This window comes from Streptomyces sp. NPDC007084, assembly GCF_040703595.1.
Taxonomy (GTDB): domain Bacteria; phylum Actinomycetota; class Actinomycetes; order Streptomycetales; family Streptomycetaceae; genus Streptomyces.
Genome location: NZ_JBEYFY010000007.1, coordinates 34,693 through 47,830, shown reverse-complemented (window position 1 = coordinate 47,830; position 13,138 = coordinate 34,693). Strand labels below are relative to the sequence as shown.

12 protein-coding genes are annotated in these 13,138 nt (G+C 72.6%); 8 read left to right on the top strand and 4 right to left on the bottom strand.

Annotated elements, in window-relative coordinates; translation table 11 throughout:
* The first annotated feature begins 41 nt into the window (after positions 1–41).
* The 4 genes from AB0912_RS08905 to AB0912_RS08890 are packed head-to-tail and all read left to right on the top strand — an operon-like array spanning position 42 to position 6,556.
* Positions 42–860, top strand: coding sequence for a glycosyltransferase family 2 protein (locus AB0912_RS08905; protein WP_366697261.1), 819 nt, complete (start codon positions 42–44; stop codon positions 858–860).
* Complete coding sequence (locus AB0912_RS08900; RefSeq protein ID WP_366697260.1) at positions 857–1,870, top strand: glycosyltransferase family 2 protein; 1,014 nt, start codon at positions 857–859, stop codon at positions 1,868–1,870. Before AB0912_RS08905 ends, AB0912_RS08900 begins: the two co-directional genes overlap by 4 nt.
* The gene (locus AB0912_RS08895) at positions 1,867–2,664 is read left to right on the top strand and encodes a polysaccharide deacetylase family protein (protein WP_366697259.1); all 798 of its coding nucleotides are present in this window, start codon (positions 1,867–1,869) and stop codon (positions 2,662–2,664) included. Before AB0912_RS08900 ends, AB0912_RS08895 begins: the two co-directional genes overlap by 4 nt.
* The gene (locus AB0912_RS08890; protein WP_366697258.1) at positions 2,657–6,556 is read left to right on the top strand and encodes a lipopolysaccharide biosynthesis protein; all 3,900 of its coding nucleotides are present in this window, start codon (positions 2,657–2,659) and stop codon (positions 6,554–6,556) included. The genes AB0912_RS08895 and AB0912_RS08890 overlap by 8 nt, the downstream gene beginning before the upstream one ends.
* An 18-nt stretch (positions 6,557–6,574) precedes the next feature.
* Here AB0912_RS08890 and AB0912_RS08885 read toward each other — a convergent pair whose 3' ends face one another.
* Positions 6,575–8,005 carry a xylan 1,4-beta-xylosidase gene (locus tag AB0912_RS08885; RefSeq protein ID WP_366697257.1) on the bottom strand — a complete coding sequence of 477 codons (1,431 nt, stop codon included), beginning with the start codon at positions 8,003–8,005 and terminating at the stop codon, positions 6,575–6,577.
* A gap of 165 nt (positions 8,006–8,170) precedes the next feature.
* Here AB0912_RS08885 and AB0912_RS08880 point away from each other — a divergent pair, with 165 nt between their 5' ends.
* Positions 8,171–9,265 carry a DUF5925 domain-containing protein gene (locus AB0912_RS08880; RefSeq protein WP_366697256.1) on the top strand — a complete coding sequence of 365 codons (1,095 nt, stop codon included), beginning with the start codon at positions 8,171–8,173 and terminating at the stop codon, positions 9,263–9,265.
* Positions 9,266–9,460: 195 nt separating this feature from the next.
* Here AB0912_RS08880 and AB0912_RS08875 read toward each other — a convergent pair whose 3' ends face one another.
* Entirely contained in the window at positions 9,461–9,835 is a 375-nt protein-coding gene (locus AB0912_RS08875; protein ID WP_366697255.1) for a GntR family transcriptional regulator, read from the bottom strand.
* A 71-nt stretch (positions 9,836–9,906) separates the two neighbouring features.
* Between AB0912_RS08875 and AB0912_RS08870 the strand changes: the two genes are divergently transcribed.
* Both AB0912_RS08870 and AB0912_RS08865 read left to right on the top strand, forming a co-directional pair.
* Positions 9,907–10,845, top strand: coding sequence for a GNAT family N-acetyltransferase (locus AB0912_RS08870; RefSeq protein WP_366697254.1), 939 nt, complete (start codon positions 9,907–9,909; stop codon positions 10,843–10,845).
* Positions 10,817–11,317 (top strand): DUF402 domain-containing protein, encoded by a 501-nt coding sequence (locus AB0912_RS08865; RefSeq protein ID WP_366697253.1) that lies wholly within the window; start codon positions 10,817–10,819, stop codon positions 11,315–11,317. The genes AB0912_RS08870 and AB0912_RS08865 overlap by 29 nt, the downstream gene beginning before the upstream one ends.
* 267 nt (positions 11,318–11,584) lie before the next feature.
* On the opposite strand, the gene AB0912_RS08860 is transcribed toward AB0912_RS08865, so the two are convergent.
* Positions 11,585–12,223, bottom strand: a complete 639-nt coding sequence (locus tag AB0912_RS08860; RefSeq protein WP_366697252.1) for a class I SAM-dependent methyltransferase — start codon at positions 12,221–12,223, stop codon at positions 11,585–11,587.
* 136 nt (positions 12,224–12,359) lie between these two features.
* Between AB0912_RS08860 and AB0912_RS08855 the strand changes: the two genes are divergently transcribed.
* Complete coding sequence (locus AB0912_RS08855; protein WP_366697251.1) at positions 12,360–12,494, top strand: hypothetical protein; 135 nt, start codon at positions 12,360–12,362, stop codon at positions 12,492–12,494.
* A gap of 85 nt (positions 12,495–12,579) precedes the next feature.
* Here the strand turns inward: AB0912_RS08855 and AB0912_RS08850 are convergent, their stop codons facing one another.
* On the bottom strand, positions 12,580–13,032 hold the full coding sequence (locus AB0912_RS08850) for a GNAT family N-acetyltransferase (RefSeq protein WP_366697250.1): 453 nt from the start codon (positions 13,030–13,032) through the stop codon (positions 12,580–12,582).
* Between the last annotated feature and the right edge of the window lie 106 nt (positions 13,033–13,138).

The following is a 13,138-nucleotide window of genomic DNA, read 5'->3' as shown; positions in this document are numbered from 1 at the left end:
CCCAGGGGCGGGCGGTCCACCGGACGAGAGGGACCAGACTCATGAGCTCAGTCCTGCGCCCAGCCATCTCGGGCGACGATCCGTTAGTGGCCGCCACCTACCGGCCGATCTCCTCTCACCTGGCCATCGCGCCACCGGTGAGTGTCGTGATTCCCGCCATGAACGAGGCGGAGAATCTCCCGTACGTCTTCAAGACGCTGCCCGCCTGGATCCACGAAGTGGTCCTGGTGGACGGCAACTCCACCGACGGCACCGTCGAGGTCGCCCGCGAGCTGTGGCCCGACGTCAAGGTCGTCAGACAACTCGGCAAGGGCAAGGGCGACGCGCTGATCACCGGGTTCGCCGCGTGCACCGGCGACATCATCGTCATGGTCGACGCGGACGGCTCGGCCGACGGCCACGAGATCGTGTCGTACGTCTCGGCGCTGGTCTCCGGGGCGGACTTCGCCAAGGGCTCACGGTTCGCCAACGGCGGCGGCACCTCCGACATGACGCCGATCCGCAAGCTCGGCAACCGGGTGCTCTGCGCCACCGTCAACGCCAAGTTCGGCGCCCGCTACACCGATCTCTGCTACGGCTACAACGCGTTCTGGCGGCACTGCCTCGACAAGATCGAACTCGACTGCACCGGCTTCGAGGTCGAGACCCTGATGAACATCCGGGTCGTCAAGGCGGGCCTCAAGGTGCAGGAGATACCCAGCCACGAGTACCTCCGCATCCACGGGTCGAGCAATCTGCGCGCCGTGCGGGACGGGATCCGGGTGCTCAAGGTGATCCTCAAGGAGCGGTCCAACCGGCGTGCGCTGCGCCGGACTCCGCACGCCCACCAGCTCGACTCCGGCCGGGGAGAGGTGTCTTGAGCACACCGGACATCTCGGTGGTGATCTGCGTCTACACCGAGGACCGCTGGGAGGACATCCTCGCGGCGGTCTCCTCGGTGCGGGCGCAGTCCCGGCCCGCCCTGGAGACCCTGCTGGTCGTGGACCACAACCCGGTCCTCCTGGAGCGGCTGACCGGGGAGTACGAGGAGACCGCAGGGGTGCGGGTGCTCGCGAACGCGGGCCCCCGCGGCCTGTCCGCGGGCCGCAACACCGGGATCGCGGCCTCGCACGGCTTGGTCGTCGCCTTCCTCGACGACGACGCGGTGGCCGAGCGGGACTGGCTCCGGCACCTCGCCGAGGGCTACGCCGACCCGCGGGTGATGGCCGTCGGCGGCCGTACGGTGCCCGTGTGGGCGTCGGGGCGCCGGCCGGCCTGGTTCCCGGAGGAGTTCGACTGGGTGGTGGGCTGCACGTACAAGGGGCTGCCGCCCGGCCGGGTCCGGGTCCGCAACGTCCTCGGCGGCAACGCCTCGTTCCGCCGTACGGCGTTCGCCGCGGCGGGCGGTTTCGCGACCGGGATCGGCCGCGACGGCGACAGGCGTCCGCTGGGCTGCGAGGAGACGGAGCTGTGCATCCGGCTCACCCGCGCCCGGCCGGACGCCGTCCTGCTGATCGACGACCGCGCGGTCATCCACCACCGGGTGCCCGCCGCCCGCGAGCGGTTCGGCTACTTCCGCACCCGGGCCTACGCCGAAGGCCTGTCCAAGGCTCTGGTCGCCCGAAGTGTGGGCGCGGGCAAGGGACTTGAGTCGGAACGCCGCTATACCACCCGGGTGCTGCCGGTGGGTGTGCTGCGCGGACTGCGGGACGCGGCGCTGGCCCGGCCCGGCGGCGCGGGCCGGGCCGGCGCCATCGTCGCCGGGGTACTGACGGCGGCCGGCGGGTATGCCGCGGGGAGCCTGCGGGCCCGCCGGAGCGGCGCCGTCTTCTCGGTGGTGCCCGTCGCGGCGGTCGAGGAGGTTCCTGACGACGAGGGGGCGGCCGCATGAACGCACCGGTACCGATCCTGATGTACCACTCGGTCGCGCGGTCGCCGAACGCCGCGACCCGGGCGCTGTCCGTGGCGCCCGAGGCGTTCGCCGAGCAGATGGCGCTGCTGGACGGGCGCGGGTTCACCCCGGTCGACACCGCCCGCCTCGCGGCGGCCTGGCGGTCGGGCGGCCCGCTGCCCGACCGGCCCGTCCTGATCACCTTCGACGACGGCTACGAGGGCGTGCACCGCTACGCCCTGCCCGCCCTCGCCGCGTACGGTTTCGCGGCCACCCTGTTCGTGTCCACGGGGTGGATCAGGGGCACGTACGACGCCGGGGGCGCGCCCGACACCATGCTCGACTGGGACCAGGTCCGCGAACTGGCCGACCAGCGGGTGGAGATCGGCGGGCACAGCCACTCCCATCCGCAGCTCGACCAGATCACGGACGCCGAGCTGCGCTTCGAACTGCTGCGCTGCCGGGAGATCATCGCCGCCGAACTGGGCGTCCGGCCGGTCTCGTTCGCGTATCCGTACGGCTACTCCAGCGCACGGGTGCGCCGTTCGGTGCGCGCGGCGGGGTTCGCCCAGTCGCTCGCGGTCGGCAACGGTCTCGCCCGCCGCCGCCAGGGCCCGTACGCCCTGCAACGCGTCACCGTACGCGGCACGACCGGTATCGAGGAGTTCAAGCGGCTGGTCGACGGCCGCGCGATCGCCCGCACCTTCGCCCGGGACCGGGCCCTCACCAAGGGGTACGCCATGGTCCGAAGAGCACGACAGGTCCGCCGGAAGGCCATCCGTTCCCGTGTCTGACACGACCACCACAGCCCAGGCCTCACCCACCACGCCCGAGCCGTCCGAGCGGCGGCCGGGCCGCCGGCTGCGGCTGCCCGGCACCGGCCGCGAGGGCAGCGGCGGCAGCCCGCTGTTCCGCAACGCCTACGCCCTGATGCTCAACACCGGGATCTCCGCGGTGCTCGGCCTCGGCTACTGGCTGATCGCGGCCCGCTACTACACCGAGTCGGCCGTCGGCCAGGGTTCCGCCGCCATCGCCGCGATGAAGCTCCTCGCGGGCGTCACCGCGGTGACCCTGACCGGCGCCCTCGCCCGCTTCATCCCGGTCGCGGGACGCGCCACCGCCCGGCTCATCTTCCGTACGTACGCGGGCAGTTCGGTGGTCGTGGCGGTGGCCGCCGGGATCTTCCTGCTCACCCTGAACCTGTGGGGGCCCTCGTACCGCTTCCTGCACGGGCCGCTGCACGGCACGTTCTTCGTGCTCGCGGTGATCGCCTGGTCGCTGCTGACCTTGCAGGACGGGGTGCTGACGGGGCTGCGCAGCGCGCTGTGGGTGCCGGTGGGCAACACGGTGTTCTCCGCGGCGAAGCTGGCGCTGCTGGTCGGTCTCGCCGCCGCGATTCCCGCCTCGGGTGTTTTCGTCTCCTGGGTCGCGGCGATCGCCCTGTCGGTGGTGCCGCTCGGCATCCTGGTGTTCCGCCGGCTGGTGCCCCGGCATGTGAAGGCGACACAGGCCCACGCCGAGCCGCCCTCCCTGAAGGAGATCGGCCGGTTCCTCGCCGGGGACTACACCGGGTCGCTGTTCTCGCTCGCCGTGGTCTATCTGGTCCCGGTGATCGTGGCCTCGCAGGTCAGCTCGACCGACAACGCGTACTTCTACATCACCACGACCATCGGCGGCACGGTCAATCTGCTCGCCATCAACATGGGCGCCTCGCTGACCGTCGAGGGGTCGCACGATCCGGCGCGGCTCGCCGCCAACACCCGGGCCGCGCTGCGGCGGATGGCCCGGATCATGCTGCCGGTGTGCGGGCTGCTGTTCCTGGGCGCGCCGTACATCCTGCACGTGTTCGGGGCCGGGTACGCGCACGCGGCGACCCCGCTGCTGCGCTGGTTCGCGGTCGGCGCGCTGCTGCGGGTGGTGATGGAGACCTACTTCGCGGTGCTGCGCGCGCAGAGCCGCACCTCCGGACTGGCCTATCTTCAGGGTCTGTTGTGCGTGCTGGTGCTCGGGCTCACGGTGATCCTGCTGCCCCGCATGGGGCTTACGGGCGCGGGGGTCGCGGAGATCTCCAGCCTCGCGGTGATCGTGGCGATCGCCGCTCCGAGACTCTTCCGGATCGTGCGGACCGCGCCGCCCGCGGAACCGCCGGCGGACGCGGCGCCGGACGGCGATCTCGCCGACCTGGGGGCGCCCGAGGACGCCGTGCCGCCCGAGCCGAGGCGGGGCCCGGCCTGGGCGCCGGACGCGGACACCCTGGCGCTCGGTCTGCACGTCGACCTCGATCACCTGGAGCGGCGGCCCGATGTGCGCCCCGGTCCCGGCACCCCGCCGGCCGGCACGCCCGCGGTGCGCGCGAGTGCCGCCGAACGGCGCCCGGCCTGGGCCCGGCAGCCGTCCGTGGGACTGCCCGTGGAGGCCCGCGAGCCGGGCTCGGAGGCCTCGCTCGGCCCGGTGGACGTGCCGGAGGTCGACGCCCCGTTCGAGACGGAGGGACCCGACGGCGGCGCGCCCGGGACCCGGACCGATCCGGCGCGGAGCGGTTCGGCGGCGGAGGGCCCGGCGGACGACCGGGCGGCGGACGACCGGGCGGCGGGACCGGTCGCGGCGGACGGAACGGCGGAGGACCGGCACGCACCGGACGGTCCTCCCCCGCCCTGGCGCGAGCGCGTCCAGCGCCCCTCCAAGCCCGGCGTCGTCCTCGGCTTCCTGCTGGTCTCGGCGCTGCTCCTCTACTGGGTCCCCGCGTCCGGCCTCGACGACGACTCGCTCACCCGCATGGGCGGCCTCGGCCTGATCTCCGTACTGCCGCTGCCGACGCTGCTCGGCGCGGCCCTGCTCGTCACGGTCTTCACCTCGCTGCTCTGGATGAGGCGCGAGCACCGGGGACTGCTGCTGGTCACACTGCTCGCCACGGTCGTGTCCCTGCACGCGCTCCCGGCGGTCGTCGAGACGGAGCCGCGGTTCGCGACCGCCTGGCAGCACCTCGGCTTCCTCGACTACATCGACCGCACCGGATCGGCCGTGCCGGACCTGGACGCCCGCTGGAGCTGGCCCGGCTTCTTCGCGGTCGCCGCGTTCGCCGCGAAGGCGTGCGGGGTCTCCGATCTGACCGAGGTCATCCGCTGGTGGCCACTGGCCATCCAACTCCTCTATCTGGCACCGATGTTCCTGCTGGTCCGGTCGATGCGCGCGAGCTGGCGCGCCAAGTGGACCGGCGTCTGGTTCTTCACCCTGTGCGGCTGGGTCGGGCAGGACTACTTCTCCCCGCAGGGCTTCACCTACCTGCTGTACCTGGTGTTCGTGGCTATCCTGCTCGTGTGGTTCCGGGCGCCGCGCGTGCTGTGGACGAAACGCCGGCCGGGCGAGGCGGAGGTCGAACCGGCGGACCGGCGGCAGCAGGCCGTGCTCCTGATGGTCCTCATCGGCCTGTTCGCGGCCACCGTACCGGCGCACCAGCTCACCCCGTTCGTGATGCTGGGCGTGCTCGCCGTGCTCGTCCTCGTCGGCCGCTCCGAACTGCGCGGCCTGCCCATCCTGTTCGCCGTCCTCGTCGCCGCCTGGGTCGGTTTCATGGCCGAGCCGTACTGGTCGGGCCACTTCGACGACCTGTTCGGCGGGGTCGGGGGCGTCGGCAGCAATGTGTCGACCTCGGTCTCCGGCCGTATCCAGGGCGGCAGTTCGACCCACAAGCTGGTGCTGTACACCCGGGTGCTGCTCGCCGGCGGGATGATGGCGTTCGCCTGCTGGGGCTGGTGGCGGCGGCGCGAGCACAGGTACCGCGAGCGGTCGCTGCTCGTCCTGACCTTCGTCCCGTTCCTCGGCTTCGGCATGCAGTCGTACGGCGGTGAGATGGCGCTGCGCGTCTTCATGTTCGCGGTGCCGGGCGCGGCGCTGCTCGCCGGTCTCGCCCTCTTCCCGCGCACCGGCGTCACCGCGAAGGAACGCGAGAAGGACCGGCTGAGTCTCGCCCCGGTCGCCGCGCTGCTGGCGGGGCTGCTGCTCATGGGCGGCTTCCTGGTGGCCCGTTGGGGCAACGAGTCCTTCGAGCGGATCCGGCCGGGCGAGGTCGCGGCCATGGAGTACGTGTACGCGCACGACGATCCGACCGTCCGGCTGCTGTGGCTGAGCGACGACACGGTCGACAACGTGACACCCGCGATGCCGTGGGGCGCGAAGGACATGGAGAAGGTGCAGTACGTTCCCACGCTCGCGCCGGCCGACCCGGTACTGGTGTCCGGGCTCGTCAAGGCGCTCAAGGACGCGGGCCCGAACTCGTATCTGATGGTCAACCGCGGTCAGGTGGTCTACCTCCAGTTGGACGTGGGCTATTCGCCGACCTGGGAGTCGCGGCTGATCACCAACCTGGACGAACGGCGGGAGTTGAGGAAGGTCCTGGTCAACGACGACGTCACGATGTACGCGCTGCGCGAGCGGCCGGCCGGCGAGGTGCCGCGCGCCGAACCGGGGCCGATCGGGCCGCAGGTGACGTGGACGCCGTGGTCGGTCGTCGGCGGGCTCGCCGCGGTCGCGCTCGTCGTGCTGCTGACGGCGCGCGAGGTCGTCCGGGTGGCGGTGCGGCCGGGGGTGCGCCAACTGCGGTGGCTCCAGAGCAGTTTCTGGTTCTCCCTGCCGCTGCTGGCGGTCCTGCTGGCCTCGCTGGTGCAGCGGTTCCTGACGATGAAGTAGAGCGCGGGGGCGGCCCGGTCAGCGCCGGTCGATCCACTTCACGGCGTACGGGCCCATCGCGAAGCGTTTCCCGTCGACCTTCGCGCTGATCGACCGGCCCCGGGTGTTGACCACGAGGACGGTCCGCCCGGAGGCGAGGACCCGCACGTTCGGCACGTCGTCGGGGGCGACGGACACCTTCTCGTACGTCGTGCCCGGCGGGAACGCCTTGCCGAAGCGGGAGACCAGGTCGTACATCGGCAGTTCCGCGCCGCCGCTCGCGGTGCCGGTCGGGGTCCACAGGCAGCCGGGGCAGTCGGTGCCCTTCTCCTTCTCCGGGTTCCAGTAGAAACCGGAGGAGGCGCCGCCCTTGACCATGGCGATCATGCCGCTCGCCTGGACGGCCACGCGCCGGGTCTCGGACCAGCCCCGGCGCTCGTCCTGGCCGTCGGCCGGTTCGACGTAGTACTCGGCCCACCACAGCGGCAGTTGGCCCGTCTGCCCACGCAGCCACCGGCCGACGGCCGTGAACTTGTCGGTGGCCGCGAACTCGTCGGGCAGCGTCTCGTCGTCGTTGGTGTAGCTGGAGCCGTCCACCACCACGAAGTCGGCGCCCGCCTTGTGCCGGTTCCAGTAGGAGAAGGCGTCCAGGACCCGCTGGTCCATGGCGCCCCAGGGGCCCTTGAGGGTCGTCGAGGCGTCTTGGGTCTGACGCGGGTCGAAGCTGTCCATGACCAGGTAGGGGCCGCCCACCTGGATGTCCTTGTTCACTTTCTTCAGCGCCGTGTAGACCAGGTTGTAGAGCTTGGTGTAGCCCTCGTAGTCCCAGCGGGCCTCGCTGTCGTTCCAGAAGCCCTTGAACTCGTTCCAGACGATGAAGTGGCGTACGTCGGGGTAGCGGCGGGCGACCGTCGCGGCGAGGGCGGCGAAGTCCGCGAAGTGCGCGGGCTCCGGCGCCGTCTCCAGCGAGGCCTGGCTCCAGTCCGTCCGGTCCGCGCCGGCCTCGCCGCCCTTCATCCAGTCCGGGGAGCAGCACAGCGTGATCACCGGGGTGCCGCCCGACCCGCGGACGAAGTCGACGCGGCTGTCCATCTCGGTGAAGTCGTAACGCCCCTTGGACGGTTCGGGGTTGCCCGCGCCCCAGCCCATGATGTGCTGGTTCTGCGGGAGTGACACCTGGTCACGGCCGAGCAGCCCCTCGACCCGCTCGGTGGCCGCGCCGTCGCCCATGTCGGCGCTGTACTGGGTGTGGGTGAACCCCCAGCCGACGTCGGGGCGGGACGTCTGGGGCGGGGTGGCCGGCGTGCCGTGCACCTTGTCCCCGTCTCGGGTCGTGCCCACGGTGCTTCCGGCGTCCCCCGGCAGGGTGTTGAGCAGCGTCACCACCAGGGCGAGGACGGCCGCGCCCACGCCGAGCAGCGCGGTCAGGCGCCACCGTCGTTCCCCCGAATTCCACCCATGACGTCCCATCAAGGGCAACAGTAACGGGGGGATTCGGGCGCGCGGCAGGCCTTCCGCCGCACAGCCCTGTAACAGGATGGAAGGGATACACCGGATGAGCGGGACCCACGCGACACATACGGCGCACCTCGGAAACCGGGTGCATGGGACGCCCGCGTGACGGATCATGTCGGCATGTCTGCGAACCCACACGACGCTCTGCCGATCAGGCTCAACGTCGACGACAGCGACTCGCCGTCCGACGTCGTCGACGCGCTGTTCCTCGGTCGCTTCGCGACGGGCGAGCAGCCGCACTCGCACGCGGCGAACATCGACCGGGTACGGTCCGGGGCCACCCTGCTGCCGCCCGGCGCCCGGGTGCTGCGCTCCGCCCGGGACGACGACCGCAGCGCGACCCTCGCCGAGGGCGACGGCTGGACCCTCCTGGTGTCCCGCTGGAACAGAGGCGCGGACGTCACGGTGACCGCTACCAGTGCCGAGCTGGCCGAGAAGGTGCTGAAGCAGGCGACGGACGGCGCGGCGGACGAGCCGGAGCCGCAGCCGGACAACGTGACGATGGGCTTCTGGTACGTGTCGCCCCGGCGCGGCCCGCACCGCACGACCCGGCAGATCTCCGCCGGTACGTGGGAGGAGGTCCGCGCCAACTACACGGCGCCGGTCGCCGACGCGATGGACGGCCTGATGAAGACCACCCCCGAGGACATCGCCGGCCGGCTGCTGCTCCTGCACGGGCCGCCCGGCACCGGCAAGACCTCCGCCCTGCGCACGCTGGCCCGTTCCTGGCGGGACTGGTGCCAGGTGGACTGTGTGCTGGACCCGGAGCGGCTCTTCTCCGACGTCGGCTATCTGATGGACATCGCGATCGGCGAGGAGGACGGCACCGGCAAGGGCCGCTGGCGGCTGCTCCTGCTGGAGGACTGCGACGAGCTGATCCGCGGCGAGGCGAAACACACGGCGGGCCAGGCCCTGTCCCGGCTGCTCAACCTCACCGACGGCCTGCTCGGCCAGGGGCGCAACGTCCTGGTGGGCGTCACGACGAACGAGGACCTGGAGCGGCTCCACCCCGCCGTCGTCCGCCCGGGCCGGTGCCTGGCCCGTATCGAGGTCGGACCGCTGACCCGCCGCGAGTCGGTCGCCTGGCTGGGCACCGAGGAGGGCGTCCCACGCGAGGGCGCCACCCTCGCCGAGCTGTACGCCCTGCGCCGCGGAACGACCCCGACATCGGTCCCGGACCAACGCGAGGGGGCGGACGCGGGGCTGTATCTGTAGGCGGGGCCGCGGATGGGGGACGCCGGCTGTCCCCGGGGGCGGGCGGAGCCCTCGGTTTCCGCCGGGGGTTCGGGCCTCCCCGGGTCGCGAGAGACCGCCGGGGCTCCGGGAGCCGGCCCCGGCTCCCGGCTCCCGGCTCCCGGAGCCGGCCCCGATCCCGGCCCCGGCCCCGGCCCCGGCCCCGGCCCGGGTGTCCTAGCTGTTGCCCTCGAACGCCGCTCGCAGCGCGTCCCGTACCGCGGCCAGGGCGGCGGCTTCCGTCAGGCCGAGGCGGCGCGCCCGGTCCGCGTAGGCCTGCGCGGCCGAGGCCGCCTCGCGGGACGCCGCGTCACCGGCGGCGGCCACGAACGTTCCGTTGCGGCCCCGCGTCTCGATCACCCCGTCCGCCTCCAGCGCCCGGTACGCCTTGGCGACGGTGTTGGCCGCGAGGCCGAGCGACTCGGCCAGCCCCCGCACCGTGGGCAGCTTGTGGCCGACCGGTAGCGCGCCGGACCTGGCCTGCTCGGAAATCTGGGCGCGCACCTGCTCGTACGGCGCGGCCCCCTCTGCGATGTGGATCTTCAGGGTCACCCGGCGATTGTCCCGCACGCGGGGAAAAATGAGAGGCATCCGCACAAGGCCTCCCCGTAGCGTGCGCTGCCATGACATTGATGATCCGCGAGGTGCGCCGAGGGGACCCGGCGGACGCCGCGAGCTTCGCGCGCATCCGGCACGCGGCACTCCCCTTCATGCTCTTCACCCCGGAGTCCATCGCCTACGACGTCGCCCACGCCCATCCCGACGCGCACTACCAGCCGTTGCTGGCCCTGGAGGACAGTGAGCCGGCCGGCACCGCGCAGGTGGGCCTCGTCTACGACAGCCCGGAGCCCGGCCAGGGCTACGTCAACGTCTATGTGCACCCGGAGCGGACCGGCCGGGGCGCGGGTTCGCTGCTGGTGCGCTCCGCCGAGGAGCGGCTCGCCGCGGCGGGTGCGACCCGGCTGTTCGCCTGGGTGCTGGACGCACCCGCGAACCGCGCCTTCGACGAGAAGCGGGGCTACCGCGCGGCGCGCTCCGCGCACTTCCTCCGCCTCGACCTGGCGAAGGGCACCCTGCCGCCGCTCCAGTCGCCGCCTCCCGGCGTCGAGTTGCGCACCGGCGCGGACTTCGCGGACGACCCACGGCCGCTGTTCACCCTGGACGCGGAGACACTGCGCGACGAACCAGGCGACGTGGAACGGGAGTTCACGGACTACGCGGCCTGGCTGAAGGAGACCTGGCACCATCCGCTCCTCGACCACGAGCTGACCTCCGTCGCGGTGGTGAACGGCCGGCCGGCGGCGTTCAGCGCGGCCCGCACCGACGGCGGCACCCGGTATGGCACGGTGATGACGGGCACCGCCCGGGCGTTCCGGGGCCGGGGTCTCGCCAAGCTCGCCAAGAACCACTCCCTGCACCGGGCCCGCGCGGCCGGGTACACGGAGGCGTTCACCGGCAACGACGCGGGCAACGGGCCGATGCTCGCGATCAACGCATGGTTCGGCTACGACGTGTGTGCGACGGAGGTGCAGTATGTCCGCGAAGTCGGCGGGAGTGCCTGACACGGTGGACGTCGTGCTGGTCAAGGCGGGCCGTACGAAGATCCGTTACCCGGCGGAGCTGCTCTCCGACGACGGGACGCGGATCGTCGTGCGGGCGCCGTGGGCGGGCGACACGGCCCGGGACTTCGGCTTCGTACGCTTCGAGCGGGGTGATGTGTTCACCGAGTACTACTGGCGGGACCGGTGGTACGCGGTGAAGGAGGTCCGGGACCCGGCGGGCGTGCTGAAGGGCTGGTACTGCGACGTCACCCGGCCGGCGGCCCTGTCCGAAGGTTGCCTGGTGGTCGAGGATCTCGACCTGGACCTGTGGCGCTCGGCCGACGGCAGGGACGTACTGCGGCTGGACGAGGACGAGTTCGCCGCGAGCGGCCTGGCGTCCACCGACCCGGCGGCGGCGACCGCCGCCGAGAAGGCCCTGAACGACCTCGAACACCTGGCCCGCGAGGGCGGCTTCGACGCGCTGCTGGAGTAGCGGGGGGGGGCGGGGCCCGCCAAGGCGACACCGGCAGCGACACCGACACCGACACCGACACGTGCCTACGGGACCCGGGACCACCCGGGGACGACGGACCGCCCGGGGACGACGGGCGCCGCCCCCGGTTCAGGTGACGCCGCCGCACCACGCGACACCGGCCGTGAGCCTCCCCGTAGGCCGCAAGACCGGCGATGGCCGGCGACCCCGGTTCGCGGCCGGCGATGGCCGGCAATCCCGGTTCGACTCGGTTCGTCTCGGTTCGAATCAGAAAGTGGCCACCACGGCGAACCTCTCGTCGTCCACCTCGCGCCCCCACAGCCGCGCGTCGCCCGACAGCGGCTCCACGCGCGAGCCGGAACCGGCCCCCTCGCCCGCCCCGGCGATCAGGGGCCGGAGCAGGCCGGTCAGCGCCTCGGCGGACAGGCCGACCGGGTGCGCGGTCCCCCAGACGCCCTCCACGAGCACCAGCCGTCCGCCCGGGCGCAGGAGCCCCCGCCAGTGCCGCAGCACCCGCTCGGGAGCGGGCAGCGTCCACAGCACATGGCGGCACAGCAGGACGTCGAACCGCTGCTCGCCGACGGGCGGTGACGCCGCGTCCCCGACGAGGAACGCGGCGTCACGGCCGGCCAGCTTGGCTCTCGCGAGGTCGATCATGCGCGGGGAGAGGTCGACTCCGGTGACCCGGTGGCCCGCCTCGGACGCGAGGAGTGACAGGCTGCCCGTGCCGCAGCCGACGTCCAGCAGATCGCCCGGCCGGTCCGGCAGCCAGGTCCGCAGCCGTGCCGCCCAGGCCTCGCGGACCACGGGATCGCGCAGGCCGTGGTCGGGCTCGTCGTCGAAGGTGCCGGACGCCGCGTCCCAGTCGACGCCCGCCCCCGCACGCGTACCGCTGTCACTCACCATGCGTCCCATCGTGGCAGCCGCCACTGACAGTCGGGCGTGACCGGCGCCACAGACAGATCGCCACCGATGAGGAACTCTCCCCCGAAAGGTCTGCCTCCGTACAACGACGGAATCCGGTGGACGCTAGGAGGCAGCCATGCGCCGTACGACCGTGCAGAAGCCCCTGAGGAAGTCGGACTCCCGCCGTGTACGGGACGAGGCCGAGGAACGTCCTGCCCAGCGCCCGGAGATCCGCAAGGACATCGCCCGCACCTGGTGGCCGGACGGCTGAGCCCCCTCCCCGGACCGAACCGAACCAGGACCGAAACGAACCGAAACGAACCGGACCGGACCGGACCGGTCGGCGCGCGGCGGGGTCAGCCGAGGCGCTTGCGGTAGTGGAGGCGGTCGTAGGGGCCGTCCACGCGCCGTTCGGTGACCTCGTACCCGAACTTCGGGTAGATCCGCTGGTTCTCCCACATCATCGCGTTCGTGTAGAGCCTGACCTCGTCCAGCCCGAGGGCACGCGCGTGTGCGTCGACGAAGCGCAGCAGCCGCCCCCCGATGCCCCGGCCGTGGGCGTCGGGGCGGACGGCGACGACATCGAGGTACAGGTGGTCGGCGCGGGCCTCGACCACCACCAGCCCGGTCACCGGCTCCCCCGTGACGAACACCCGGCCGGCCGCGATGTTCGCCGTGTGGTCCGCCTCCATCGGCGCGGGCACCACCCCGATGCGCTCCACGTAGGGCTCGAACGCAGCGTCGACCACGGCCCGCACACCGCCCACGTCCCCGGCAACGGCCCGCCGCACCCCGAACTGCGCGAACACATCCCCGAGTTCTCCGCACGCACCGGATCCCCCGAATTCCCCGGATCCCCCCAATCCCCCGGATTCCCCGCACTCCCCTGCCTCCGCCGACGTCTCCTCCGGCGTG

What these genes read in the sequence shown, in the direction of transcription:
- AB0912_RS08870 (WP_366697254.1), top strand. Translation starts at nt 9,907, where the DNA reads ATGACATTGATGATCCGCGAGGTGCGCCGAGGGGACCCGGCGGACGCC.
- AB0912_RS08905 (WP_366697261.1), top strand. Translation starts at nt 42, where the DNA reads ATGAGCTCAGTCCTGCGCCCAGCCATCTCGGGCGACGATCCGTTAGTG.
- AB0912_RS08880 (WP_366697256.1), top strand. Translation starts at nt 8,171, where the DNA reads ATGTCTGCGAACCCACACGACGCTCTGCCGATCAGGCTCAACGTCGAC.
- AB0912_RS08865 (WP_366697253.1), top strand. Translation starts at nt 10,817, where the DNA reads ATGTCCGCGAAGTCGGCGGGAGTGCCTGACACGGTGGACGTCGTGCTG.
- AB0912_RS08860 (WP_366697252.1), bottom strand. Translation starts at nt 12,223, where the DNA reads ATGGTGAGTGACAGCGGTACGCGTGCGGGGGCGGGCGTCGACTGGGAC.
- AB0912_RS08885 (WP_366697257.1), bottom strand. Translation starts at nt 8,005, where the DNA reads ATGGGACGTCATGGGTGGAATTCGGGGGAACGACGGTGGCGCCTGACC.
- AB0912_RS08895 (WP_366697259.1), top strand. Translation starts at nt 1,867, where the DNA reads ATGAACGCACCGGTACCGATCCTGATGTACCACTCGGTCGCGCGGTCG.
- AB0912_RS08855 (WP_366697251.1), top strand. Translation starts at nt 12,360, where the DNA reads ATGCGCCGTACGACCGTGCAGAAGCCCCTGAGGAAGTCGGACTCCCGC.